This window comes from Mesorhizobium shangrilense (genome assembly GCF_040537815.1).
In the GTDB taxonomy this organism is placed as follows: domain Bacteria; phylum Pseudomonadota; class Alphaproteobacteria; order Rhizobiales; family Rhizobiaceae; genus Mesorhizobium; species Mesorhizobium shangrilense.
Genome location: NZ_JBEWSZ010000007.1, coordinates 98,638 through 124,002 on the forward strand (window position 1 = coordinate 98,638; position 25,365 = coordinate 124,002).

Annotated in this window: 25 protein-coding genes and 4 pseudogenes; 7 read left to right on the plus strand and 22 right to left on the minus strand. The window is 60.7% G+C overall.

Annotated features, from left to right (window positions below; translation table 11 throughout):
• Window position 1: 1 nt before the first annotated feature.
• The gene (locus ABVQ20_RS34805) at window positions 2–1,534 is read right to left on the minus strand and encodes a UxaA family hydrolase (protein WP_354464353.1); all 1,533 of its coding nucleotides are present in this window, start codon (window positions 1,532–1,534) and stop codon (window positions 2–4) included.
• Window positions 1,535–1,735: 201 nt separating this feature from the next.
• On the opposite strand from ABVQ20_RS34805, the gene ABVQ20_RS34810 reads away from it, so the two are divergent.
• Window positions 1,736–2,437, plus strand: a complete 702-nt coding sequence (locus tag ABVQ20_RS34810) for a GntR family transcriptional regulator (RefSeq protein WP_354464354.1) — start codon at window positions 1,736–1,738, stop codon at window positions 2,435–2,437.
• 39 nt (window positions 2,438–2,476) lie between these two features.
• On the opposite strand, the gene ABVQ20_RS34815 is transcribed toward ABVQ20_RS34810, so the two are convergent.
• The 5 genes from ABVQ20_RS34815 to dctP all read right to left on the minus strand — a co-directional run bounded on the left by ABVQ20_RS34815 (window position 2,477) and on the right by dctP (window position 7,928).
• Entirely contained in the window at window positions 2,477–3,514 is a 1,038-nt protein-coding gene (locus ABVQ20_RS34815) for a hypothetical protein (RefSeq protein ID WP_354464355.1), read from the minus strand.
• Between the two features lie 93 nt (window positions 3,515–3,607).
• Window positions 3,608–5,077 (minus strand): aldehyde dehydrogenase, encoded by a 1,470-nt coding sequence (gene aldA, locus ABVQ20_RS34820; protein WP_354464356.1) that lies wholly within the window; start codon window positions 5,075–5,077, stop codon window positions 3,608–3,610.
• Between the two features lie 19 nt (window positions 5,078–5,096).
• Window positions 5,097–6,404, minus strand: coding sequence for a TRAP transporter large permease (locus tag ABVQ20_RS34825; RefSeq protein ID WP_354464357.1), 1,308 nt, complete (start codon window positions 6,402–6,404; stop codon window positions 5,097–5,099).
• 9 nt (window positions 6,405–6,413) lie between these two features.
• The gene (locus ABVQ20_RS34830) at window positions 6,414–6,893 is read right to left on the minus strand and encodes a TRAP transporter small permease (RefSeq protein ID WP_354464358.1); all 480 of its coding nucleotides are present in this window, start codon (window positions 6,891–6,893) and stop codon (window positions 6,414–6,416) included.
• A 9-nt stretch (window positions 6,894–6,902) separates the two neighbouring features.
• Window positions 6,903–7,928: a TRAP transporter substrate-binding protein DctP gene (gene dctP, locus ABVQ20_RS34835; protein WP_354464359.1), complete on the minus strand. Its 1,026-nt coding sequence runs from the start codon at window positions 7,926–7,928 to the stop codon at window positions 6,903–6,905.
• Window positions 7,929–7,989: 61 nt separating this feature from the next.
• Here dctP and ABVQ20_RS34840 point away from each other — a divergent pair, with 61 nt between their 5' ends.
• The gene (locus ABVQ20_RS34840; protein ID WP_354464360.1) at window positions 7,990–9,090 is read left to right on the plus strand and encodes a dihydrodipicolinate synthase family protein; all 1,101 of its coding nucleotides are present in this window, start codon (window positions 7,990–7,992) and stop codon (window positions 9,088–9,090) included.
• Window positions 9,091–9,313: 223 nt separating this feature from the next.
• Here the strand turns inward: ABVQ20_RS34840 and ABVQ20_RS34845 are convergent.
• Window positions 9,314–9,823: pseudogene (locus ABVQ20_RS34845) on the minus strand (integrase core domain-containing protein); the annotation flags it as partial.
• 208 nt (window positions 9,824–10,031) lie between these two features.
• Window positions 10,032–10,380 (minus strand): annotated as a pseudogene (locus ABVQ20_RS34850) (sunset domain-containing protein).
• Window positions 10,381–10,541: 161 nt separating this feature from the next.
• Between ABVQ20_RS34850 and ABVQ20_RS34855 the strand changes: the two are divergent.
• Window positions 10,542–10,727 carry a hypothetical protein gene (locus tag ABVQ20_RS34855; RefSeq protein WP_354464361.1) on the plus strand — a complete coding sequence of 62 codons (186 nt, stop codon included), beginning with the start codon at window positions 10,542–10,544 and terminating at the stop codon, window positions 10,725–10,727.
• A 343-nt stretch (window positions 10,728–11,070) separates the two neighbouring features.
• Here ABVQ20_RS34855 and ABVQ20_RS34860 read toward each other — a convergent pair whose 3' ends face one another.
• On the minus strand, window positions 11,071–11,262 hold the full coding sequence (locus tag ABVQ20_RS34860) for a hypothetical protein (protein ID WP_354464362.1): 192 nt from the start codon (window positions 11,260–11,262) through the stop codon (window positions 11,071–11,073).
• Between the two features lie 162 nt (window positions 11,263–11,424).
• On the opposite strand from ABVQ20_RS34860, the gene ABVQ20_RS34865 reads away from it, so the two are divergent.
• The 4 genes from ABVQ20_RS34865 to ABVQ20_RS34880 all read left to right on the plus strand — a co-directional run bounded on the left by ABVQ20_RS34865 (window position 11,425) and on the right by ABVQ20_RS34880 (window position 14,311).
• A complete protein-coding gene (locus ABVQ20_RS34865) occupies window positions 11,425–12,327 on the plus strand; it encodes a VOC family protein (protein WP_354464363.1) in 903 nt (300 codons plus the stop codon).
• A 34-nt stretch (window positions 12,328–12,361) separates the two neighbouring features.
• Window positions 12,362–12,964 carry a sulfotransferase family protein gene (locus ABVQ20_RS34870; protein ID WP_354464364.1) on the plus strand — a complete coding sequence of 201 codons (603 nt, stop codon included), beginning with the start codon at window positions 12,362–12,364 and terminating at the stop codon, window positions 12,962–12,964.
• A gap of 246 nt (window positions 12,965–13,210) precedes the next feature.
• Window positions 13,211–13,726, plus strand: coding sequence for a GNAT family N-acetyltransferase (locus ABVQ20_RS34875; protein WP_354464365.1), 516 nt, complete (start codon window positions 13,211–13,213; stop codon window positions 13,724–13,726).
• Window positions 13,727–13,927: 201 nt separating this feature from the next.
• Window positions 13,928–14,311 carry a VOC family protein gene (locus ABVQ20_RS34880; RefSeq protein WP_354464366.1) on the plus strand — a complete coding sequence of 128 codons (384 nt, stop codon included), beginning with the start codon at window positions 13,928–13,930 and terminating at the stop codon, window positions 14,309–14,311.
• A 262-nt stretch (window positions 14,312–14,573) separates the two neighbouring features.
• Here the strand turns inward: ABVQ20_RS34880 and ABVQ20_RS34885 are convergent, their stop codons facing one another.
• From ABVQ20_RS34885 to ABVQ20_RS34935, 13 genes and pseudogenes are all read right to left on the minus strand, one after another.
• Window positions 14,574–15,788, minus strand: coding sequence for an NAD-dependent formate dehydrogenase (locus ABVQ20_RS34885; RefSeq protein WP_354464367.1), 1,215 nt, complete (start codon window positions 15,786–15,788; stop codon window positions 14,574–14,576).
• 1,049 nt (window positions 15,789–16,837) lie between these two features.
• On the minus strand, window positions 16,838–17,182 hold the full coding sequence (locus ABVQ20_RS34890) for a hypothetical protein (protein WP_354464368.1): 345 nt from the start codon (window positions 17,180–17,182) through the stop codon (window positions 16,838–16,840).
• An 83-nt stretch (window positions 17,183–17,265) separates the two neighbouring features.
• Window positions 17,266–17,403: pseudogene (locus ABVQ20_RS40580) on the minus strand (IS3 family transposase); the annotation flags it as partial.
• A 107-nt stretch (window positions 17,404–17,510) separates the two neighbouring features.
• Window positions 17,511–18,431 (minus strand): complex I NDUFA9 subunit family protein, encoded by a 921-nt coding sequence (locus ABVQ20_RS34895; protein ID WP_354464369.1) that lies wholly within the window; start codon window positions 18,429–18,431, stop codon window positions 17,511–17,513.
• Window positions 18,432–18,498: 67 nt separating this feature from the next.
• Window positions 18,499–18,825, minus strand: a complete 327-nt coding sequence (locus tag ABVQ20_RS34900) for an antibiotic biosynthesis monooxygenase family protein (protein WP_354464370.1) — start codon at window positions 18,823–18,825, stop codon at window positions 18,499–18,501.
• A gap of 35 nt (window positions 18,826–18,860) precedes the next feature.
• Window positions 18,861–19,226, minus strand: coding sequence for a 4a-hydroxytetrahydrobiopterin dehydratase (locus ABVQ20_RS34905; protein ID WP_354464371.1), 366 nt, complete (start codon window positions 19,224–19,226; stop codon window positions 18,861–18,863).
• A gap of 51 nt (window positions 19,227–19,277) precedes the next feature.
• Window positions 19,278–19,352 (minus strand): annotated as a pseudogene (locus tag ABVQ20_RS40700) (NADH-quinone oxidoreductase subunit D-related protein); the annotation flags it as partial.
• A gap of 42 nt (window positions 19,353–19,394) precedes the next feature.
• Window positions 19,395–21,038: a chaperonin GroEL gene (gene groL / locus ABVQ20_RS34910; RefSeq protein ID WP_354464372.1), complete on the minus strand. Its 1,644-nt coding sequence runs from the start codon at window positions 21,036–21,038 to the stop codon at window positions 19,395–19,397.
• A 50-nt stretch (window positions 21,039–21,088) separates the two neighbouring features.
• A complete protein-coding gene (groES, locus tag ABVQ20_RS34915) occupies window positions 21,089–21,403 on the minus strand; it encodes a co-chaperone GroES (protein WP_258589076.1) in 315 nt (104 codons plus the stop codon).
• Window positions 21,404–21,729: 326 nt separating this feature from the next.
• Window positions 21,730–22,167 carry a hypothetical protein gene (locus ABVQ20_RS34920; protein ID WP_354464373.1) on the minus strand — a complete coding sequence of 146 codons (438 nt, stop codon included), beginning with the start codon at window positions 22,165–22,167 and terminating at the stop codon, window positions 21,730–21,732.
• A 1,034-nt stretch (window positions 22,168–23,201) separates the two neighbouring features.
• The gene (locus tag ABVQ20_RS34925; protein WP_354464374.1) at window positions 23,202–23,876 is read right to left on the minus strand and encodes a protein-L-isoaspartate(D-aspartate) O-methyltransferase; all 675 of its coding nucleotides are present in this window, start codon (window positions 23,874–23,876) and stop codon (window positions 23,202–23,204) included.
• Window positions 23,877–24,058: 182 nt separating this feature from the next.
• Window positions 24,059–24,277, minus strand: coding sequence for a hypothetical protein (locus ABVQ20_RS34930; RefSeq protein WP_354464375.1), 219 nt, complete (start codon window positions 24,275–24,277; stop codon window positions 24,059–24,061).
• 144 nt (window positions 24,278–24,421) lie between these two features.
• A complete protein-coding gene (locus tag ABVQ20_RS34935; RefSeq protein WP_354464376.1) occupies window positions 24,422–25,219 on the minus strand; it encodes a phosphodiesterase in 798 nt (265 codons plus the stop codon).
• Window positions 25,220–25,365: the final 146 nt, after the last annotated feature.

Below are 25,365 nucleotides of genomic sequence, written 5' to 3' on the forward strand. Positions count from 1 at the left end.
TCTATAGCCATGCGTTGACGTGCCAGGGCGCGAACTCGTCGTCGCCATAGCCGAGCAGTTCGCTCTTGGTTGCCTTGCCCGAAGCGGTGGCGATCATCTCGCGAAAGATCACCTCGCCCATCTCTTCGATGGAACAGTCGCCGTCGAGGATCGTCCCGCAATTGATGTCCATGTCCTCTTCCATGCGGGCGAACATCTCGGAATTGGTGGCAAGCTTGACCGAGGGCGCGGGCCGACAGCCGAAGCAAGAGCCGCGCCCGGTGGTGAAGGCGATGAGATTGGCGCCGCTCGCCACCTGGCCGGTCGCCGACATCGGATCGAAGCCGGGCGAGTCCATGAACACCAGGCCTCGTTTGTCGATGGGCCGCCCATAACCGTAGACCTCGACGAGATTGGTGGTGCCGCCCTTGGCCACGGCGCCCAGCGATTTTTCCAGGATGGTCGTCAGCCCACCCGCCTTGTTGCCCGGCGACGGGTTGTTGTCGAAGCCCTGCGGCTCCCTGCTGGTGTACTCGTCCCACCATTCGAGCAGGCCGATCAGCCTCTGCCCGACCTCGTCGCTAACGGCGCGTTCCAGCAGCAGGTTCTCGGCGCCATAGATTTCCGGCGTCTCCGCCAGGATGGCGGTGCCGCCGCAGGCGACGAGCCGGTCGACCGCTGCACCCAGCGCCGGATTGGCGGAGATTCCGGAAAAACTGTCGGAGCCGCCGCATTGAAGGCCGACCATGATTTCACCCGCCGGAATCTTCTGGCGCTGTTTCGTCGCCGCCTTTTCCAGCATGGCTTCGACCATCTCAATGCCGCGCGAGATGCTGGAACGGGTGCCGCCGGTTTCCTGCATCACCAGCTTGGCCAGGCCGTCGCCGAGTTCGAGCTTTTCCTCCTCGATCAACTGGTCGATCTGGTTGTCCTCGCAACCGAGCCCGACAAGCAGCACGCCGGAAAAATTCGGGTGCCGCGCGTAGCCGGCCAGGGTCCGGCGCAACATCTTCATCGACATCGAACCGTCGGCGACGCTGCAGCCGGATTTATGCGTCAGCGCCACCACGCCATCGACGCCCGGATAGGGCAGCAGCCGGCCCGGATCGCGGAAATGATCGGCGACCATCCGCGCCACGAGCGCCGAGCAGTTCACCGAGGTGAGCACGCCGACATAGTTACGCGTGCCGACCTTGCCGTCGGCGCGCAGATAACCTTCAAAGGTCGGGATATCCGAAGGCTCCCTGGCAGGCGCATTCGACAGCCGCGTGCCGATGGCATGCCCGGCCATCGACGCCTCGAAACCCATATTGTGGAGGTGCACATGCGACCCGGCGGCAATCGCGCTGGTGGCGAGGCCGATCGGCTGGCCGAGACGATGGATGACTTCGCCCTGCCCCAGTGGGCGAAGCGCTACCTTGTGGCCGAAGGGGATAGCGGCGGCCGCCCGCAGGTCGAACGGGGCCAGAACTTCGCCGGCAAAGATGTCGCGCAGCGCAACCGCCACCTCGTCGCCGGGCTTCAGCTGCAGCACCGCACTTTTCACTTGCGCCATCACCCACTCCTGTCGGACGTCAATCAAACACAGTTTTGCTTGATTGTCAGCAATCAGCAAACATAAATTTTGATCGAAGCGATAGGCATGGGAACGAGACCGCACATCGCCACTAGGCAAGATCGTTAATTGTCAGCAATGCAGGTTGCGTGGCCATGAGCGGCGGAATATGAAGGGGCATCCGTGGCCATGAGTCGTTTGATGACAAAGCTTACAAGTCTCAAGTCGGAAAAGCGGCTGCTCGATCGCAGAGCCGCCGACCAGATCCGCTCGCATATTCTGGAAGGCGTACTTCCCGCTGGCGAGCGCCTGCTCGAGACCCAGCTTTCCGAGGAGCTCGAAGTCAGCCGCGGAACCGTGCGTTCGGCGCTGGCGCAACTGGCCAACGAGGGACTTGTCCAGCAGGTCGCCTTCACGCGCTGGGAAGTGTCAGGCACCTCCACGGTCGATGCCTGGGAAATCTATACGCTGCGCGGCGCGCTCGAAGGGCTGGGCGCGCGCCTTGCCGCGGCTAACGTGACCGAAGCGGATGGCGCGCGCCTGCGCGGCATCGCCGACGACCTCCTTCACGCCATTCGAGAGGGCCGTTTCCAGGACGCGACAGGCATCGATTTCGACCTGCATACCGCTATAATCGAACTCGCCAAGCATAAGCGCCTGGCTGAACAGCACCGCTTCATCGTCCAGCAGGTTCGCTTCCACATGGTGCAGTCGGGCTTCCTGCCCAACGACTATGAGGAGTTGATCGCCGAGCACAAGGCATTGATCGAAGCGGTGATCGCCGGCGATGCCGACCGTGCCGAAAAGCTCGCGCGCAATCATAACGACGCCGAGGTCAAGCTTCTGGCGAAACTGCTGAAGCAAGGCGGCAGCGCCAAGCCCATTCGCGAAAAGGCATCCTGAAGCTTTCGCTCGTCTGGACCATCTGTCCCTGCAGGCAGCCTAGCACGCCGCCAGCGCCTCGCGCAGATTGTCGCTGAGGATGATCGTCTCCCCGGCAAAGCCACGCAGTGCGGTGCGGATCAGATCCAGATCGATCTCGGCGCTGTGTTCGCGAGAATAACCGCCGAGCGCCTCGGCATCGCCGGGATAGCGTCCGTCAGGGTGCTGGTAGAGGTCCATTCCCGCAACCACGATGCGCTCGGGTTTGAGCGCGGCGGCAATTGCAATCATCAGCGCGCCGTTGGTCGGGATCATCGGCCCGGAAAGATCGGTTAGGGACGGATCGAATTCATCAAGAAAGGCATAGCCAGCCGATGGCGGGCGCATCGCCCTGATATGGCGAGACAAGATGGGTCGGCCGACAGCCGCCGTTGGAAACACGATGACCGGCCGTGCCTCAGGACCGGGAAGATCGGGATCGGCGGTGAACACCACGCCCGGACCGGTCATCCAGCCCCGTCCCCGCCAGTTCCAGTTGACCCTGAACAGCGCGGCATCGCCGAAATCCGCCAGCCTCTGGTCTTCGGATGACGGCCCGTTGCCAAGGCAGATAATCGTTCTTGGCTTTTCGAGCCTTTCGGCAAGACCATCCAGCGAAGCGATGCGCCGACCGCCGAACAGGTCGATCAAGAATGTACCGGTGAAGGACGACTTCCTCGACAAGGCCAGCGGCGGCGGCAGCATCGTCGCAAGCATCGAGGACGTCGTGAGCTGGCTGTTATCGAGAAACCCCGCAGGCCCACTCCTCGCGAGCCAAGTCGGGCCGATCAACAGGACCGCATCCAGTCGCCGTTGCCAATGTTGCATGAAGACGGAATGCGGAACGGGCAGCACGATCTCGTGCGGATAGCGCTTGCGCAATCCATCAACGCCACCGGCGGCGGCCAGGACAAGACGATACTCGGCACGCTGTCTGAGCGCGGCATCCACAGTGGGATAAAGCCGATCTATCTCTTCCGCCGTGCCGGCAAGCACGACCGTCGGCCGGCCCTTGGGCAGAAGCAGCCCGAACCGCTGCAATTCATCGGCAAAACTCATCGCACCGCCTGCGCCGTTGCGGCCAGATTTACGGTCCTGCCGGCAAAGGCGCAATGCCTTGCCGACAGGACCGCGCCCCTGCCCAACGGGAACTCAAGCGTAGTTGACGTAGACGGTCTTCTTCTGGAAGTAGGCGTCGAGCCCATACTTGCCGTCCTCGCCGCCGATGCCGCTGTCGCGGATGCCGGCGTGATACGCATGCACGGCGTCGCCGCCCGGCCTGTTGACGTAGATTTCGCCAAACTTCAGCTCGCGCACCAGGCGCATCACCCGGCGCATGTCCTTGGTGAAGACATAGGCCGAAAGGCCGTAGTTCGATTCATTGGCGAGCCGCAGACCCTCGTCGAAATCGCCGACCGTCATCACCGGCACCACGGGGCCAAAAACTTCCTCCTGCATGATACGCATCTGGTTATCGGCGACCGTCATCACCGTCGGTTCGTACCAGTGCCCGCGCGCGAACTCGCCATCGGTCAGGCGCCGACCTCCCGTCAGCACTTCCGCGCCGGCAGCGCGTGCGGCATCGACCATGCGTTCGACCTTGTCGAGTTCCATGCCGCTGAATTTCGGCCCGACATCGACCATCGTGGTGGGATCGCCGACCTTCAGGGCCTTCACCGCGCGGGTGAATTTGTCCAGGAACTCCTCGGCAACGCGCCGGTGCACATACATGCGTTCGTTGCAGATGCAGATCTGGCCGCAATTCTCGAAACGGGACAGCACCGCGGCACGGACGGCGGCGCCGATGTCGGCATCCTCGGCCACGACAAACGGCGCCTTGCCACCGAGTTCGAGCCGCAGCAGCTTCAGGTCGTCGGCTGCGGCGCGGAAGATTTCCTTGCCGGCGCGCACGCTGCCGGTGAGCGTGATCAGGCGCGGGATGGGATGGCGCACCAGTGCCGCACCTATTCCCTCGCCGGTGCCGCTGACGACATTGATGACACCGGGCGGGAAGTCGAGCTGCGACGATAGTTGCGCGATCTCCAGCGCCGAGATCGGTGTGCCCTCGTGCGACTTGATGACTATGGTGTTTCCCGCCAGCAGCGCCGGTCCCATCTTGCGGCACATCAGCGCCGCAGGATAGTTCCAGGCGGTCAGGGCGATCACGACGCCGTGGGCGACACGCTGGATCCAGATCTGCTCATCGGGCATATCCGAGGGTATGATATCGCCGGTGATGCGGCGGGCCTCTTCCGCGGCATAGGTGAGATAGAGTGCTGCGCCCTCGATCTCGCCGCGCGCCTCCTGGATCGGCTTGCCCTGTTCGGCAACGACGATGCGCGCAAGGCGCTCGCGGTTTTCGAGGATCAGCCGCGCGAGATCCTTCAGCAATTGGCCGCGTGTGGCCGGCGGCAGTGCCTCCCACGCCGGCTGGGCGGCGCGAGCGGCGACCAGTGCGCGGTCGGCGTCATCCTCGCCGCCTCTGGGCACGGAGGCGATGATCGCTTGCGTCGCCGGGTTCTCGACATCGATCCATTCCTTGACGGTGGAATCCACCCACTCGCCATTGATGTAGTGGCGATAGCGGTCGGTGCCCTTAACGAGCTCCTTCATGGCCGGCATGTGCAAATCCTGAACTGGTTCAATGGAACACCCCCTCCGTCACGTAGCCAGCCATTTCCGGCAGCCAGAGCGTGATGTGGGGAACGAAGACGAGGACGAAGAGCGCCACGATCATCATGCCGAGAAGGACCCAGATTTCCCGCAGGATGGCGCCGACCTTGATCCCGGTGATGCCGGAGACGAGATAGAGCACCTGCCCCATCGGCGGATGGATCAGGCCGATCATCATGTTCACCGTCGAGACGACGCCGAAATAGACCGGATCAATGCCGAGTTCGCGAACGGTGGGCATCAGGATCGGTATGACAATCAGCAGCAGCAGCAGCGTATCGAACAGTGCTCCAAGGACGATGAAGAGCAAGGTGACCGCGAACATGAACATGGTCGGGCCCATGTGCAGCGATGCGATCCACACACCGAGCATTTCGGGTAGCTGCTCGGCCGCCACGATATAGTTCATCACCACGGCACCGGCGATGGTGACGGCGACCATCGCGGTCGACTTGGAAGATTCCCGAAGCACCTCGAATAGTTTGCGGGGCGTCATGGTGCGGTACCAGAACACCGCCAGCATCAGGGCGACGAAGGAGGCGACCGCCGCGGCCTCGGTCGGCGTGACCGCCCCGGAATAGATTCCGCCCAGCAGGATGGCTGGCAGCAGCAGCGTCGGCCCGGCGTCGCGGGTCACGGCTATGGCTTCGGCACGCGTCGGCTTGGGTTGCGTCGGAAAATTCTGCAGCCGTGCCTGAACCGCCACGACCCCCATCATCACCAGGGCCAGGAACAGGCCCGGCAGGACGCCACCGAGGAAGAGATAGCCGATCGACGTGTTGGTGACGACGCCGTAGAGCACCATCGGGATGGAAGGCGGAATGATTGGGCCGAGAATGGCCGATGTGGACGTCAGCGCGCCCGCGAAACCCGGCCGGTAGCCGGCCTTGATCATCATGTCGATCGAGATCTTGCCGGGACCCGCGGCATCGGCCAGCGCACTGCCGCTCATGCCCGCGAAGATGACGCTGGCAATGATGTTGACGTGGGCCAGCCCACCGCGGAACCGGCCGACCAGCAGGCTGGCGAAGCCGAACATCTTGTCGGTCATTTCGCCCGCGTTCATCAGTTCCGCCGAAAAAATGAACAGCGGCACGGCCAGCATGACGAAATCGCCATAGATGCCGTTGAGGCTCTGGCTCGCCACCAGCCCGATGTCCTGGCCGGTAATCAGGAAATAGACGATGCCGGATGCAAGCATGGCATAGCCCAGCGGCATTCCGATGAACGTCCAGATAAAGAACAGGACGAACATCACTTCGGCTGCAAAGGACATGAGTGGTTCCTAGAGATGCTGTTCCCAGCCTGGCCGAAAAAGCTGCCAAAGCCGGCGTAACGCATTGACGACGACCGCGACGACGAAGATGAGAAAGCAGCCGAAGACGAGTTGCAGGGGGACATGCAACAGCATCGACCGGCGGCGGCCGAGGAAGGAAATGTAGTCGTATGTCCCTGGGATCGCGGCGAGGAATACCAGCGCCAGCGACAGGCTGATGAAGATTGCGACAGCACGTCTCCCGGCGGGTGGAAACCAGCCATAGATCACGTCGAAGACGATGTGCTGCCGCTCCTTGAGCAGTATGTCGCTGGTCCAGAACACGATCCACACATAGCCGATGACACAGAGCTCATTCGACCAGGCGATCGGCGCGTTGAAAACGTAGCGGGCGAAGATCCCGATCACGAAGCCGGAGAACATCAGGGCAAAAGCCACGACGCTCACCGACTCCGCGAACCGTCTCCAGATGACTGCGAGATTCCCCATCGACCGGTCTTAAGCGGCGCCGATACGGTCGAGCATGCCCTTTGGCCAATTCTTTGAAAAATCTGAATTGACGAAGGCATCCAGCACATGTTTGCGGAAGGCGTCGACATCCGGGGTCGTCACCGTGTTGCCATGCGCCTCGAAGAAGGCCTTGCCGTCATTCTCCGTCGCGATCACGCCGTCGTCGTTTACCTTCTTGGCCGCATCCTCGGCGGCGAGGACCGCTTTCTTCTCGTCTTCGCTCAGCCCGTCCCAGAATGGTTTCGGCATGGTGAAGAAGACATTCGCCACCTGATGACCGGTCAGCACGACCTGCTTCGACACCTCGTAGAACTTCGACGCCATGGCGTCCGGCAGCGGGTTTTCGAGCCCGTCGATCGTGCCTGTCTGCATTGCCAGATAGACTTCTTCGAAAGCCAGTGGCGTGGCGCTGGCGCCCAGCGCGTTGCCAAGGAACTGCCAGGCATCCGAGCCAGGCATGCGCAGCTTCACGCCCTTGAGATCCGTCGGCACCTTGACGGTGCGGGGCGTGCGCAGGATGACATGACGTGTGCCAAGGTATTGGCTTCTGACGATCTGCAGCTTCAGGTCGCTCGCCACCTTGTCCTTGAATTCCTTGCCGACCTCGCCGTCATAGACCGCGTCAAGGTGCTTGGCATCGCGGAACAGATAACCGGTGGTGAAGATCGAGTATTCCGGGATCAACTCCGCGATATCGGACGGTGACGTCAGCGCAACTTCCAGATTGCCGCGCTGCATGGCCTCGATTTCCGACCCTTGGGCGAACAGCGTGCCATTGTAGTGCAGCTGCACATCGAAAGCGCCCGGCATCGACTTGTCGAGTTGCGCCTTGAAGGCCTGCAGTGCCTTCGATTGCCATTCGGTATCGGGACCCGGCGTCGACGCCCGGATGACCTTGCCCGCCGCAAGCGCAAGGCGCGAGACAAAGGGCGCCGCCAAGACGCCGAGGGCGCCGGCAACCACCGTGCGGCGGCCAACGGCTCGATTGAGAAATGAAGTCTCCTGTCTGCTCATGTTCTTCCCCTCCTGCGTCGCTGTTTGGTGCGCCTTAGATGGCGCGCGACCTGACAAGCAGATGTTTTCACTCTCGCCACAAATCGTCAAGCTGAATGTTGACAATAGGCAATCAATCATCATTTGTTTGATCGACGGAGCTCGCCAGCTCCCGCGAACGCGAGTGAATGCTTTGATGAAAACCCTTGCTCTGCCGAGGACCGATTGCCTCATGGTGGCGGCGGCAACGCCATTGACGGCCGACCTTCACCCCGATGTCGGGATGCTCGTGCGGCATATCGGCATGTTGTTCGAGGCTGGCTGCGACGGCATCGCATTGTTCGGCACTACCGGCGAAGGCACAGAGTTCTCAGCCGAGGACCGGATGGGAGGGCTCGACGGCATCATTGGCTCGGGCATCGCGCCGGAGCGGCTTATCGTGTCGGTCGGCGCGCTGTCGATCCCCGACATTGTTAGGTTGGCGCATCATGCGCTCAACTATGCTGTTGACAGCCTGCTGCTGATGCCGCCCTGCGTCTATCGCGGTGGCATCACCGAGGACGGCACCTTTCGGTTCTACGCCACCGTGATCGACCACATCGCGCGGGCCGACCTGAAACTATGCCTCTATCATTTCCCCGATATTTGCGGCGTGCCGCTGACGCCGCGCATCATCCGCAGGCTGGACGAGGCCTATCCGGGCATCATTACCGGCGTGAAGGACAGCGGCGGCGATCTTGATTATACCGAGGCCCTGATCCGCCGCTTCTCGCACCTGTCGATCTATACCGGTTCGGAAATCCATCTGCCGCAGGCGCTGGCGGCGGGCGCACGCGGCACCATATGTGGCCTTGGCAACGCGATGCCACGCCTGATGCGCGCCATGTTGGACGCGCCGACCGCTTTTGATCGCCGCAAGCTGGTGCCGTTGCTCCTAAGTGGCGACGCCATTCTTTCGAGACAGCCTTTCCCGGCGTCGGTGAAGGCCGTGCTCGCGTCGGCAAGTGGCGATGCGGGTTGGAACCGAGTCCTCCCGCCAATGTCGGAAATTGCAATGCCCGACAGAAATTGGCTACTGCAGGATTTCTTCCGCTGGGAGCGAAACCTGCCGCACGAATGGCAGACTTTTCAAGCTAGCGTTCCAGAGGTAGAGTCGCAGGCAATCAAAATCCGGCGGGCCTAGTTGGGTGGTGTATAGCGCAAGATTTCACCGGTAAGAGGGACTTGCCGAGGGCAGCCAGTCTGCTGTGGCCAAACTCCGATACTACAATCTGGTGCATCGAAGTTCGCTTAGGGCATTTCTGATATTCAATCGCGACCCCAAACGAGGTCGACCGTAATGTCCGCTTGTGGCGATGGCCGAGCTAAGTTCAATGGCCAAAATGCGGCGCAGAACGGTCGGCCTCCTAAGTGTTTAGGCCCGGCATTTGATGGATGGGGTCGAGCCTGAAACGTTCGGGCTCTTTTGTCCAGCTCCTGCAGATGAACTCGTAGGGTGTAAGGCCTTTGAGGGTCTTGAGCCTGCGCGCGAAATTGTAGGCTGAGACGAAGTCTGCAAGGTGCTGACGCAGTTGATCGTGATCGTCATAGTGGAAGCGCTTGACGGTCGCTTCCTTGATGGTTCGGTTCATCCGCTCGACCTGACCATTCGTCCAGGGATGCTTGATCTTTGTGAGCCTGTGCTCGATGCCATGTTCGTCGCAGACGCGATCGAAGATGTGCTCGAAGGCGTAGCGGTGGCGTTCCTGGCTCGTGAACTGGATGCCGTTGTCGGTCAAAATGGTATGGATTGCATAGGGCACGGCCGCGATCAGGTCACGAAGGAACTGGGCCACCGCCATCTTGCCCGCCGTCTCGTGCAATTGCGCATAGGCGAACTTGGACGTCCGATCGATGGCAACGAAGAGACGCAGCTTGGTAGCCAAGGGCGGTCGCCGATCAAGAACTCCATCAACGCAATAGCGCCCCGTGTCTGACTCGAACTACCTCACTCTTTAAGACGTCATCGCTCACTACTGCGGACAGCTGAGCGAAGAGACGCTTCGCAACTAGCGTTGCATGTGGATCTTCAGCTCAGCGTCGTAACACTGGGCGAGCGCGCCACTTGGCGTCTTCGTACTGGGCTCATATGCTCAATAAAAAGGCCGGTCTCGATTTCCGCCAGCCAGCTTTGCGGGCGGCCGCTTCAGAGCAAAACCACCGCTCCCCCTTCCAAAGGCTTATACGTGTCTGCCAGTAATATTCCTGTCCGGGGAACATGGTAGATGCGCTCGCCTGTGTTGTAGCTGATATTGCCCTTGATGTTGCAGCCTACGAGAGGTGGGCCGATTTCAAGGGTCAGCAAGCCGGCCAGGAATGCGCCGCCCGCAAAGATGGACACCCACCACGACGGGTTGCCAGAACGACGACGGCGTTTGCCGGCGGTACCCTTGCGCCACTGTCCAGAGCGATTGTCGTAGGGGTGCTTGTCCACGCCCCTCTTCCCCCAGGGCAGAATGCGACCTCTTGCCGTTTGGAGTCCAGATGCGGCTAGTTCACCGGCCCTGTGGAGCGCCAATGCTTGAATGTGGCACCGTGCTTTCATCCCCTACCGCCCTGAATTCCTGTATGCTTGGCGCAAAGGAACGACCAAAAATGGCCTTCACTGTCATCTGGTACGGAAGACAGGGCATCGTCGACAAGGAGACGTTCGACGCCGAGAAGACTGCGAAAGACCATGCAATCTCGATGTTCCAGACCCGAAAAGGTGACGATGGAATCGTCGCCGTTGAAGTTCGTAACGACAACGGCGCTGTGGTCTTTAGCCATGCGGAGAACTAGCGATGGCCATCCGGTCTCGCGCAGTCGCTACCCAACCGTAGGGGCGGCTTCACCGGCCCCGTAGAGCCCTACAAGATCCAAAGGGCGGTCTGGGGACTTCCTTCACCGTTTGCAGAAGCACCTGATTCAGAGCCACCAGTGCACGGTGGCGATCTGAACTGGACGAAATTCTCGGCTACTCTGTTAGCTTGATTTGCCTGCCGGCTGAATGTCGACTTTGACCCAAGCGGACATCGGCACTCATGCCACGACCACCCTACGCGGTAGCGACGCACCACCTCCACGATGCGGCATTGGGGCGGAGAGCCAGCGGTCGGCCTCAATATGTGCTTAGGCTCGTCGATCACGACTCACCGATGTCGACGACGGTCGCTAGGTCGCAGATCATCTGAGAGTGGAACATCACGGGCCGGCCGTCCCGCGGATCAATTCCGAAGGAATGCGTCATGACGGGCTCGAAGGCGCCGAGCGCATCCTGCTCCGCGTTGAGGTTGTCCCAGTCCTCGTAGCGGTGCTCCGCGCCTGCCTTGTCCATCTGCTCCCCCATCCGCCGGCTATCGCAAAAATGACAGCAAGGGCGGCAACGGCCCGGCTACCACAGTCGAATACGCGCCCGGGAGCGGTCGACCCGAACTATGCGCAAGACAGGCATATCTTTCGCAGCTAATGTTCCAGCGCTGCAGGGAGACAACGGCCGATGAAGAGCCAAGAAATTCTGGCCAACACCACCCGTCTCGGCCCAGTTCATCTGCGCGTCGTCGACATTCCAGCCGCCTTACCGGTCTGGCGTGACGTGGTCGGCCTCTCGACCCTGACCAGGGACGGCGGGATCGCCGAATTCGGCGTCGACGGCAAGACCCTTATTGTGCTGCACGCCGGGGCAGCAACCGTCCTGCCGTCAAAGTCTCGCGATCTTTTTCATGTCGCCATCCATGTCACGACACGCAAGGAATTGGCCCGAGTCGCCGCCCGGCTGCGGGCCTCCGGCCTGAGGCACAGCGCCCAGGATCACCTGATCTCGGAATCCCTTTACGTTTCCGACCCTTCCGGCAACGGGATCGAGATCTGCTTCGACACGCCCGGGCGCTTCGCTTCTAGGGAAGAGATGGCTGGCGGCGGTGTTTCGCTTGTCGCCAAGGACGGCACAAGGCATTCCGGGCTCGAACCTCTGGATATCGATCGATTGCTGCGGCAGCTCGACCCGGCGGACCGTGTCAAAGTTCCGCTGGCGGCGGATACCTTCATCGGTCACATTCATATGCGCGCGCGGTCGCCCGAAACGCTGATGGCGTTCTACCTCAGCGTGCTTGGCTTCAGGCCACATATCCAGTCTGCAACGTTTGGCCTGTTCGACTGCGGCACCGAGGAACGCCCACACATGGTGGCGTTCAACATCTGGGCTCGCGACGAGCTGAAGGAGCCACCGCTCGGCGCGGCAGGTCTGGAGCATTTTACCGTCGTGCTTCCCACCCGGGAAGACCTCGCGGCCGTCGCGCGACGTCTCGGCGATGCGCACGTGCCCTCGCTACAAACGGACGGGGCGCTGGACCTCTCCGACCCTGAGGGAAACCGCCTGCGGATGGTGCTCGCAAGCGACTGATCTGACGGCTGTAGGCCTGAACCCGGGGGGGACAATGGCGATAAGGGTAATCGGAACGGGCTTTGGCCGGACAGGAACGGATTCGATGCGCGAGGCGCTGACGATCCTCGGCTTCGGCCCCTGTCACCACATGTTCGAAGTCATGGCCAATGAAGACCAGAAGCGGCTTTGGCGTGCGCTGGCGAAGGGCACGGCACCAGACTGGAACCAGCTGTTTGCGGGCTACGCGTCCTGCATCGACTGGCCCTCGGCGCACTATTGGCGTGACCTGATTGAGTTCTACCCGGACGCCCGGGTCATCCTGACATGCCGATCGCCGGAAAGCTGGTGGAAAAGCTTCGAGAAAACGATCCTGGCAGGCATCAGCCAGAGCACGGATCAGGAGTCGCTGGGTCTTGCCTTGATCTCCAGGCAGGTCTTCGGCGGCCGGCCGCACGATCGCGCCAATGCCATAGCCGTCTACGAAGCCAATGTAAGGGCGGTCATTGCGACAGTGCCGCCGGGTCGGCTGCTGGTCCACAATCTGGGAGATGGGTGGAAGCCGATCTGCCTGCATCTCGGTGTGCCGGTGCCGGACCAGTCCTATCCCAATCGCAACAACACCAAGGACTTTCAGTCGGCTCTTGCACAGAACTAGTCAGACCGTCTGCAAGGGGTGGAAGCAGACCTTCGGATCAAAGGACCGGTGACCGTGATGCGCCCACAAGGAGACGTTCGCTGCTGTCGGGTTGTGCAAGCATCGTAAATTGCACCGTTACTAGGGCAGCCCGGCGGCGCGGAGGGCCTCGCCGAGAGAGACCGCGAGCGCCGGCGCGCAATTCACGCCTGAAAATTGCCTCGCTCTCGGCCCGCCCGTGTCGATGAATTTGCGACCTCAATCTGAGTGACCTATGCTCAAGCAATGCAACATCTCAGTTCGTTGACCGCCAGGCCCCCGCATGGATATTCCGACAAAGAACTCGATGCCTTTGTCAAGTTGGTTGTTTCGGAGGGCGAAGTTTCCCACTATGGGCTGCTTGAACGCATCAAGGGTGCGCGGGGCCTAGTCATGCTCTATGACGGTAAGAAGCTGGTCGGAACTGCCGCGATTAAAAATCCAGAGCCGGACTATCGAACCGCCGTCTTTGCCAAATCGAAATCAAATGCGGACGCCGCCGCCTACCCAGTCGAACTAGTGTATGTGGTCGTCGCAGAAAGCCATCGCCGTCATAAATTGGGCTGGCGTCTCGTCGACGCGGCGCTGTCATTCGCAAGCGGATCAGCCGTGTTCGCTACAACGCACAGCAATAATGCCGCCATGCGGCGAATCTTGCCGGCTCGCGGTTTCACGGCCAATGGGTCTCCCTACCCGTCCACCGAACATCCCGGTCAGGAAATTCATCTGTTCCTTCGTGGGTAAGCGCCCTGAGGACCGAACCTGGCCCTATAGCCCGAGCACGCGGTCTTGTTCGACTTGCGGCAGAAAGCTTAGGATCCCTCGAGGAACGACTGCAGCGCCAACCGCGCCGATCCGCCGGTAACGTGCAGAGCCTACGAGGCGCAGCATGGCTAACCCCTCGCCCCTCATGCAACTGTCGTGGCTGACTGATAGGGTGAGCACATGGTCAAATTTCAGCCCGATGGCTGGCGCACCGTCACACCAAGAATCGTCACCGACGACGTCAGGGGCTTGGTCGAATTTCTCAAAACCGTATTCGACGCGACCGGCGAGTATCGGACTGGGGCGCCGGCAGAGATGAAGATTGGCGACTCTATCGTGATGGTCAGCGGCGATGGCGAACGCGAAGCAATGCCGGCTTTCCTCTATGTGTATGTAGAAGACACTGACGAAACGTACCGGCGTGCAATCGGTGCGGGCGGAGAGTCGATTGAGGAACCTAAGGACACGCCTTATGGCGACCGCCGAGCGATGATGCAGGATGCGTGGGGGAATAGATGGCAGATCGGGACACATCGGGAAGACTTGTCAGTCAACGAAATTTGAGAATGCATGCGCGGAAGCTGACTTGTTCCGGTTGGGATGAGTCCTGTCCAACCGCTCCGCCCTAGCGTGTTAACGCTAATCAGAGGCACGGACACATCAATCTTCTTTAGCGGACTTTTTCAAACCGGCCAGCATCATCGTCCAATTTTTCTTGAGTTCGGCCTTGGTCTTTTCGTCAACCTTGGCAGCAGGACCCATGTCGATCAGCCCCCACGTCACCCTTGTCTTGTTCTCGTCCGAGTCGAGCGCAGCGGAAATCGATCTAGCTCGGATCACTCCTGGCCTTGAAGCGTGCTGCCTCTTCCGAACCGCGGGTGGCGTCTCCCACGCTGTAGGAATGCGCACCGGCGCCGGCGAGCTTGCCGCCATCGACGATCAGATATTCCTCACGGATCGGCCGGCCTTCGAACCAGCATTCGAGAATTTCGCGGGTGCCTGCGGCGTAGCGCGCCTGGGCGGAGAGCGACGATCCTGAAATGTGCGGCGTCATGCCGTGATGCGGCATCGATCGCCACGGATGATCCTTGGGAGCCGGTTGCGGGAACCAGACGTCGCCGGCATAGCCAGCGAGTTGGCCACTCTCCAGCGCGCGGGCGATGGCGTCACGATTGCAGATCTTGCCGCGCGCCGTGTTCACCAGATAGGCGCCGCGTTTCATCCTGGCGATCATCGTCTCGTCGAAGAGGTTCTCCGTCTCCGGATGCAGAGGTGCATTGATCGTGACCACGTCGCAGACGCCGACCATGGATGCGGGATCCTGGTGGAAGGTGGCGCCAAGTTCTTTCTCGACCGCCTCAGCCAGTCGGTGGCGATCGGTGTAGTGCAACTTGACGTCGAACGGCTTTAGCCGGCGCAATACCGCGCTGCCGATCCGGCCGGCGCCGACGGTTCCGATCTGCATGCCCTCGATATCGTAGGAGCGTGCGACGCAGTCGGCGATATTCCAGCCGCCTTTCACGACCCACTGGTAGGACGGGATGTAGTTGCGCACGAGCCCCAGGATCATCATGACCACATGCTCGGACACGCTGATCGAATTGCAATAAGTCACCTCGGCGACCGTGATGCCGCGGTCCATGGCGGCCTGAAGATCGACATGATCGGATCCGATGCCGGCGGTGATCGCAAGCTTCAGTCTGCTTGCCTTGGCTATTCGTTCTTCGGTCAGATATGCCGGCCAGAACGGCTGCGAGATCACGATTTCGGCGTCGACGAGTTCGCGTTCAAAAATGCTGTCGGGACCGTCTTTGTCCGAGGTCACTACCAGGCTGTGGCCCGCGCCTTCGAGAAATTTCCTCAGACCGAGTTCGCCCGACACGCTACCGAGCAAGACCCCTGGTTCAAAGTTAATGGTCTTCGGCGTGGGAAGTGTCTGGCCGCCGGGATAGCGGTCGAGCTTCGGCAAGCCGTCCCGCGCATATTTTGTCGGATAACCGTCGACCGGATCGTCATAGAGGACGCAAACGACCTTTGCCATTGTGTATCTCCCTTCGTCTGACAACGAAGAGGAAGACGCTCTGTTGTTAACGCTGCCGGCCAACTATGGCCGGCACGGCGATGCTCTGTTGAATCGCTGGTGGGGAGCAGACTCATCTGCCGGCGCTTCCTCATTCGGAAAGATGTGCGCTATCGCGTATTACATGGAAGACCCGGGCATGGTTTCAAGTGCTGCGGGCGGCACTGGTGCAGCGTTTGAGCTCCTTTGTTTCAGACCTCGCGCACGGTATGCTGACAACAAATGATTGATGCGGACACTTCAGAAATGCCGAGGTTGGGCACCGTGCATCATGATCACTGACAGGTTCCGACTTCCCAGGCCTCAAGGGCTTCTGCATCCCCCAAAGATTGCAAACAACCTGTTAGTCAGCGCTTATCAAGCAGAGGAATCTCGCATCGCTTGCCGCTCAGACGGTATTGCAGCCAGTTCGCAACGCTCACCGATGTCACCTGGAAATGGCGAAAGTGACGAGACAGACAGGCAGCTTATGCAAGTCCTGATCAAGTTCGAGTTGCGGACGCACTAGCCAGCGCTACAAGGCTAGCCTTTCCACAATGCGGGCCGTTTGTTGTCTTTTTACAGAAGATACGAAAACGCCGCTCGACCGGAAGGGAGCGGCGTTTACCAAGTGTGGTGTCCTACCCTAGACGAAACCCCGATTTGGTCGGGGCCGTCGGACTTGAACCGACGTTTCCAGCTTGTTCGCTATCAGTCTATAAGTGGTGTTTTCCTGTCGTCCTTGCAAGCGCCATCGGCGCAGCTTTGCAGGGTGTGCAAGGATAGTCGGAGTCGATACAATTCCATCCGAATTCCGCAATTGAACGACCGCTGCTTTCCGGCTTCCGTGACGCGCACACTTGCTGGTTCTGCCGTCAGCAACGTCATCAATCGACCGGTCGCGTTCGACGCGGCTCGGAACGGCGATGATGCAACGATATCCTGACTCGCCGTAACGGCAGACGCTGGCCCTGTCGCCTAACTGCTCCGCCACTGTTTTCAGCGGAGCCATAAGCCCGCGCCGAAAAATACTAGAAGCCCCGCTCCTGCGGGGTTTTTCGTTGGGGGAAGCGTTGCGGCGACATCGACGGGTGATCCGCAGGAGAGGGAGCAGCGCCAGAGATCAGCGATGCGGCTTGGTCGGCACAAGACGACGGCAGGCCAACCTCACCAAGCCACTCGTCGTAGTGATGGTTTAGGGCCAACAACAACTCGTCTGGCTGATCCATGCCGCTTTGGAACAACTCGATGATTTGACGGCCAAGACGTTCCCTGGCCGGATCACCCACTGCTATCCCGGCCTGATGGCAATAATCATCGACCACTGTGGCCAGTATTGAAAGCTGCTTTGAGTCCGCTGAGTCATTGAACGTCATTATCGCTTCTCCCTTTGTTGGGCGAAAGCGTGGTGGTCTCTTCCACTCGCCGGCTTGCCGGGAAGGTGCAGGCGACCATCGATATATAGTGTGCCGGTTTGGTACATACGACTCAATTTGAACTCGTTGGCAGCCTTCATGACGATGAAGGCCGGACTGTTGATCAGGTCGTGCGCCCTGAGCAGACGATAGACCGAAGCCTCATCGACGCTCGCCCGCCGCCGGTATCGGCGTCATGAAGTTCGAGCGGCAATACTTCACCATGCCCTCGACCTTGCCCTTGTCGTTCCCCTTTGGCGGGAGCGCACTAGCCGAAGAAGCTCTTTAATCAGTGATCCCACAATATCTCCTGGAGCATTTCCTCGAGCGAGTACGGCGAAATTCCAAGTTCTCCAAATCCCGGCATCTCCGGCGATGACACGTTGTCGACCTGCATCAGTTCCACTTGATTCCGAGTGACGGGCGGGCTCGGGAGCATTTCGGCGAACCAAGCCAGCGCGTGCCAAGCGGCAAATGGGATTGGAATCAGTTTGGGCTTAAGACCGGCTTCGTGCGCAACGGCTCTGAGAAATTCCTTGTAAGAGTAGACGCGAGGACCGCCGCACTCATACGTGATCGCATGCGTTTCCGTCCCCTGCAGCACTCTTGCGGTCGCCTCTGCCACATCGCCCACATAGGCCGGCTGCAATCTCGTCAGGCCGCGACCGAACATCGGATAGATTGGAAGCCGGCGGAGAAGTTTGAGGATAATGGTGAAAAACGCGTCATCCGGTCCGAACATCACCGCCGGGCGGATGATAGTGGCGTCAGCAAACGCGGCACGCACCACCAGTTCGCCTTCGCCACGCTTGCGGATGTAGAGCGACGGCGAGGCAACATCGGAGCCGATTCCTGAAATGTGAGCGAGCCGTTCGACGCCAGCTCGGTGTGCTTGGGCTGCAACCCGCCGAGCTGACTCGACATGCACGGAATGAAAGGTCTCCTGTCCCTGTTCGACATAAAGACTGACCGCATTTACAACACCGTAAGCACCGGCAAGTGCATCGGCGATCGCCCGCTCATCGTGGATATTGGCTTCGACCGATTGAAGTTGCGGATCATCAGAACCAAACAGCTTCTTGGCCCGTTCCGGATGTCTTGATGCAATCCGAACGAAAAACTCACCATCGCGGAGATGCCGAACAACGCGGCGGCCGAGAAACCCGGTTCCACCGAACACGGTGACGACGCGATGGTTCATGGCAGCCATGGCTTAGACTTTGTCAGCTCATGTCGGCCGTCTCGACCCGGCGGTTCAGGTCATGTGGGCGGCACGCCTACTGACCACTATCTATCACCTGGGCTACCTCGTACAGATTGGAATCGATCTCGTCCGGCAACTGATCGAAATGACCCCACTCCTTCCGGAATTCCGGCGATTGATGAGCCGATCGCAAGAGATCGCGATTCTGCCATTGGACGTAGCTGACGATGCGCCGCTCGTCGAAGCTGCGATGCAGGCTGATTGAGATGAAGCCAGGCTGGCGCGCCATAAAGCGCGCCCGCTCGGTCATGACGGACAATGCCTCGGCCTGCTTGTCCGGTTCAGAATTGACGATGGTGATTTGGGTGACGGGTTGATTGTCGGTTCGGATGTGTGGCATAGGGACCTCGCTAGATTGGCAATGGATTTGCCGTGTCACTGCTGGCGGTCGAGGGGCCGCCCCGAGCGATCGAGCACCCGATCGATCTTGCTCGCCATGATGAAATCGTTCTCGTGCAGTCCTTTGATCTTCTTGGTGCTCAGGGAAACCGTCACATAACCCCAGCCGAAGCTGATGTCGGGGTGATGGCCCTCGGTTTCGGCGAGCTCACCGATCTCCTGAACAAGGGCGAGCGCGTCCCGGAAATTGCGGCATCGAAAGCTCCGCTGGATGCGGTGGGCATCGTCACCCAGCTCCCAATCAGGAGCCTGTGCCTGGAAGCGTTGGGCTTCATCACGCGTGAGCGGTGGGACGCCGCCGCGACAAGGCGTACATGTTTTCTCGGCAAGAGGGTCGGTCATGTTCTTGTCTCCAAGACCATTTTTAGCAGCAAAAACGACAGCGACGAGCGCCTATCGATCGATCTCCCCGAACACGATGTCGAGCGAACCGATGATCGCCGAGATATCGGCTCGTAAATGCCCGCGTCGCTGGCCTTCCGTCGTCCTGGCTATAGTTTCAGGCGCCGCTCAGTAGTCCATTCCGCCCATTCCGCCCATACCTCCTGCGCCACCCATAGCGGGCGCATCCTTCCGCGGAATGTCCGCGATCATTGCTTCAGCGGTGATCAGGAGCGCGGCAATCGAGCCGGCATCCTGCAGGGCCGTCCGAACGACCTTGGCGGGGTCGACGATACCGGCCTTGATCATGTCGACGTAGAGTTCGGTCTGAGCATCGAAACCTTGATTGTGATCCTTGCTGTCCATGAGTTTCCCAACGACGATCGAGCCTTCGACGCCGGAATTCTCGGCGATCTGGCGGATCGGCGCCTCGAGCGCCCTCAGCACGATCGAAATGCCGGCCGTCACATCGGCATTGGCTCCCGTCAGCCCGTTAAGCGCCGACCTGGCGCGCAGCAGCGCCACACCGCCTCCGGGCACGATGCCTTCTTCCACCGCCGCACGCGTGGCGTTCAGCGCGTCGTCGATGCGGTCCTTTTTTTCCTTGACTTCCGTCTCGGTCGCGCCGCCGACGCGAATGACGGCAACGCCGCCGGCCAGCTTCGCCAGCCGCTCCTGGAGTTTCTCCTTGTCGTAATCCGAGGTCGTTTCCTCGATCTGCAACTTGATCTGCTGGATGCGCGCTGAAATGCCGGTCTTTTCACCAGCGCCGTCGATGATCGTGGTCGTATCCTTCTCGATGAGCACGCGCTTGGCGCGGCCGAGCATGTCGATGGTGACGTTCTCCAGCTTGATGCCGAGATCCTCGGAAATCATCTGGCCGGCGGTGAGCACCGCAATGTCTTCCAGCATGGCCTTGCGACGGTCGCCGAAGCCCGGCGCCTTGACGGCCGCGACCTTCAGGCCGCCGCGCAGCTTGTTGACCACAAGGGTCGCCAGCGCTTCGCCTTCGACGTCCTCGGAGATGATCAGCAACGGCCTGCCGCTCTGCACCACCGCTTCGAGGATCGGCAGCATCGCCTGCAGATTGCCGAGCTTCTTCTCGTGGATGAGCACGTAGGGCTCTTCCAGCTCGACGCGCATCTTGTCGGCATTGGTGACGAAATAGGGAGAAAGATAGCCGCGGTCGAATTGCATGCCTTCGACGACATCGAGTTCGGTCTCGGCGGTCTTGGCCTCCTCGACGGTGATCACGCCGTCATTGCCGACCTTGTTCATCGCCTTGGCGATCATTGCGCCGACGGACGCGTCGCCATTGGCGGCGATCGTGCCAACCTGGGCGATCTCGTCCGAAGATTTGACTTTCCTGGCCCGGGCTTGAACGTCCTTCACCACGGCAGCCACAGCAAGGTCGATGCCGCGCTTGAGGTCCATCGGGTTCATGCCCGCGGCAACGAATTTGGCGCCCTCGCGCAGGATCGAGGCGGCCAGCACGGTTGCCGTGGTGGTGCCGTCACCGGCGAGGTCGTTGGTCTTCGAGGCCACTTCGCGCACCATTTGCGCGCCCATGTTCTCGAACTTGTCGGAAAGCTCGATTTCCTTTGCGACGGCGACCCCGTCCTTGGTGATGCGCGGCGCGCCATAGGCCTTGTCGATAACGACATTGCGGCCTTTGGGGCCGAGCGTCACCTTCACGGCACTGTTGAGGATCTCGACACCGCGCAGCATCCGGTCGCGGGCATCGCTAGCGAATTTGATTTCCTTGGCAGACATGATTTTACGTCCAGTTCAGTCTAGAAATTAGGAGAGCGCAAATCGCCCGGTCAGGCGGCTTTCTTGGCCGCTTTGGTCTTCTCGACGATGCCCATAATGTCGCTCTCCTTCATGATCAGGAGATCCTCGCCGTCGATCTTGACCTCCGTGCCGGACCATTTGCCGAACAGGATGAGATCGCCGGCCTTGACGTCGAGCGGGATCAGCTTGCCGCTCTCATCACGCGAGCCCGGGCCGACGGCGATCACTTCGCCTTCCTGAGGCTTTTCCTTGGCGGTGTCGGGAATGATGATTCCGCCCTTGGATTTGTTGTCGCCTTCAGCGCGCCGAATGACGACGCGGTCGTGGAGTGGTCGGAATTTCATTGGGGGTTCTTTCTGCCGCCGCACATAGAGCGACTGCAACACTTAAGATAGCCCCTTTGGCACTCGAATGATAGGAGTGCCAAATTTTCCAGGCTTGCCTGGCGACGCGTTCATTCACCTGCCGGCAATCGCCCTGCAGAGTTCGGCGCAACAGATGGTGCAGCTCAGCCCAGCCGACCTCGACGCCGCTCTCGAAAAGGACCTTGGATATTCATGACCGTACCATCCCTCATGCAACGCAGCCTTCCCGCGTGGGGAGAGCTTGCCTGCGCTGCGGCTTTCCATGCGAGCCGCTTCAAAAATGATGCTGCGGAACGGCGCTGGCTTTATCCGAGGAACGCGGCGCGCAACCGAGCGAACACGCCGGGCTGTTTCCCGGCACGCACCGCACGGATGTGACGGGCGGCCGTAGCGGCGGTCACCGTCGCGCCAAAATGACAATAGCAGATGATCTCATGCAATTGCCTGTCGGTCAGTTCGAAGAAGCGCTTTGCTTCGCCGTAGTTGTCGTTTTCCAACCCGGCGGCGCGGAGGACAGGATCCTCGAAAGCGACTGAGATCGGCGAGCCGTCGCCGCGCATGGCCACGCGTGCTCTAACCGGCTGATACTCGGTCTGAGGCAGTGTCGAGAGACGCCGGTCAGGGTTCCGTTCGAGGAGCTCTGCCCAGCGTTCAAGACGTTCGCTGCGCGACATGGCTTGGCGCGGGTAGCCCTGATCGATTTCGGCGACGATCTGCAGTTGCTCGATCGTCTGGTGCTTCATGTTGGCCTCCTATTCGAACAATAGTTGGTCCACGTATTTCCTACTTATACCCTGAGGCCAGCGTGACTCCAGCGGATCGTGAAGTCCAATCACGATGATGCCTGGAGGGCTTCGTTCACGCAGATGTGGAGGCTTCGCAAAGATCCGGCCATTAATTTGGCGAACGCGGTCAAACGCGCGGCTGTTCGACGATGTTGGTCTGGAGTCCGTGCGATCGAGGTGATCGACGGGCAGAGTCTGTGCTGGAGTAGCCCGCTCCATTGCTGGCCGGGCAGCGGGATCGAGGGAGTGGCAGTTTAGCTTCGAAACCGCCGAAGGCCGGGCTGATGTGGAGTTCTCCGCCCGGTCGTTAGGCCCTTGTGGCTCCAGTGTACGACTTCCGGCACGACCTAGCGCCTGGCTACTCAGTAGGATCGCAGTTTGTCCGTGTCGAAACCATTATCGAAGTTACCCGGCCCGATGGCGGAGTGTTGCGGATTGCGCGCGATCCAAGGACCGGTCCGTCCAACAAGTTGAGCGGAAGCCATCTCAAAAGCGGTCCAGGCTGTGCGTCGTCAGGATCGTAGCCGAACCAGCGAAACAGCCAATCAGGTGTCCCTTCCTTCGACCTTTAGAGACTGAGCAGTCAGCTGCCTCCAAGCGAAAATGACGATCGCTCTCACTGCTGTGGCGCTGGTATCGGTGTGCCGCCAAACCAACCAGCCGCATACGCAATCGCGACCAATACCACGATCACGGCTACCACGCCGTACCAGAGGCGCCTGTCCTTGAGATCCATCGTTACCTCCTGCCCGCTACGTGTTGGCCACTGTGCGAATTCCTTGAACCTTTGGCCGTCATTTCCCAGATGAGCGACCCATTTGCCCTCTGGTAGGCACACAGTAGGCTGGATAAGGGTCTTTGAGACGCGCGCAATACGACCGCGCCGGCATGATCGCCAGCGGCCGCGACCGATGCCATCCAGCGCCCGTGTGATCGAAGCGGCGCGCGTTATCCTGATCTTCCAGCACGGCTCCGCGCAGCCGCACCCCTCATTAGACCGTTTCGAGCCGACTGAACCGAACTGGGATGAGTTTCCGAGTCTTGAGTTGCCCTGCCGCATCCTTGTCGATGACAGTCAGCAACTGTACTTTTTCAGATCCCACAGGCAGAACCAGGCGTCCCCCTGGCTTGAGCTGCTCAAGCAAAGCCGGCGGCGTCGGCTCAGCCGCCACCGTGACCAGGATCTTCTCGAATGGGGCGTGCTCAGGCCAGCCACGAGACCCGTCTCCGACACGAATGCCGACATTGGAGGAGCCGAGGCCCTGCAGGAGAGACCCGGCATAGCTTGCGAATTCTTCGATGATTTCGACGCTCCAAACTTGCCCGGCGAGTTCCGCGAGGATTGCGGCTTGGTAGCCCAGGCCGGTGCCGATCTCCAGCACTGCCTCGTGCGGTTGGGGAGCAAGGAGATCGGTCATGAGAGCGACGATGAAGGGCTGCGAGACGGTTTTGTCGAAGCCGATCGGCAGCGGCATGTCCTCGTAGGCATAAGGCGCAAACGGGGCTGGCACGAAGCGATGCCGCGGCACCCGCCGCATCGCTGGCATCACCCGCTCATCGAGCGTCGCCTTGCCGAGTTCTTCGCTTGCAAGGTCGGCCTGGATTGCAATCACCTCGACCATGTGCCTGCGTAGAACCGCGAGGTGCTCTTCGTTCATCGGCTTCATGACGGTGGGGCGTTCCTCAACCAGTCTGCTGCCTGATAGCCTTATACCCTGTTCGTCTTGTCACAGTAACCATGTCGTCGAGAACGCGGCTTCGGTTGGGGCGGGTTGTACCGCCCTGCTATTTCGTCCCCGTCCTTGGTGCTCTCCCGTTCCTCGCACCGGGGGGTGGAACGGCGTGCGCATCAGAAGCTCGCCAGCCAGGCGACAACACCGATATTGCGGATCGCCAGCCAGTTGAGCACCAATAGGCCGAACGCCAAAACGACGCCGAACCCTGCGCTGTCGCTCACCGGCTCCTTCCCGTGCTGATCGTGCGTGATCTGGTGATTGACGATGACCGAACCTGGGCGAGCCAGCAGCGCTATTCGCGCTGCAGGCGAGGCGAGGGCGAACGCCGGCACAGCCGGCGCGGCGCTTCCGTTGCATTTACGCCGCCTCCGGACCGTCACTACGGCGCTGTTTGGATGCGCGTTCCGGCCTCCGCTTCCGCCGAGGCCAGCAGTAGCGGCTCATTTCTCGAGCTTCCACGGACAACCGGAATAAAGCTAAAAATCGCGACTCGGTCCGTAGTCGCCGATTGGCGCGACATGCGAGACCAAGCCGGTCTCGGGCGACCAGGCGTGGAGCGCAAAGCCCGGAGGCTCGAGGATAAATCGGGTGGGCTGGCCCGGGCGAAGATCAAGCGCCAGCTGATGCGCCACTCCGGGCACAACGAAGCCGACCGTGCCGGCCCAGCGACGGGTGATGGGGCGATGGTGATGGCCGGCGACCACGCATTCAATTTCAGGATGGCTTTCGACAAGCCCCGCGAATGCGCTGTCGGTTCGGCACATCGTCGCGTCCATCCCGCTGACACCGGTAACGAAGGGTGGGTGATGCATGAAGACCAGCGTCGGGCGACCGTCGCCTTCAGCGAGACGATCGGCAAACCAAGCCGCTCGTGCGGCGCAGATAGCACCGCCGACCTTTTCCGGCACCACCGTGTCGAGGCCGATGAGCCGAACTGGAAAATCCTCGACAACGTAATGCAGAAAATCCTCAGCTTGGCGCAGATAGGGATAGGCCGCGGCGAGGCCATCGCGCATCGCCTCGCGCCGGTCGTGATTGCCCGGAATAACGAATACCGGCATTGCCAGGCGCGACAAGATATCAACCACGAGACCGTACTCGTCCGGGCTCCCGCTATCGGCAAGATCGCCCGTGACGAGGACGCAATCGGGAACAGGGTCCAGGGCAGCGATCGTGGCAATGGCGCGCCGCGTCATGGCATTGGTGTCGATGCCAGCATATACCATTTGGCCAACGGGATGGACATGGAAGTCGCTAATCTGCGCAACGAGCATGGAAAGAAGTCCAAGTGGAGGGATAAGGGGGCGCCGGTTGGCGCCCGTGCGGTGAATGGAGTGGCGCCGATGCGGATCGGTACCTTACCTGCTCCGAAGCCGTGAGCTTTCGGAGCCCTGCTATCTCATCAGAGCCTGAGTTTCCA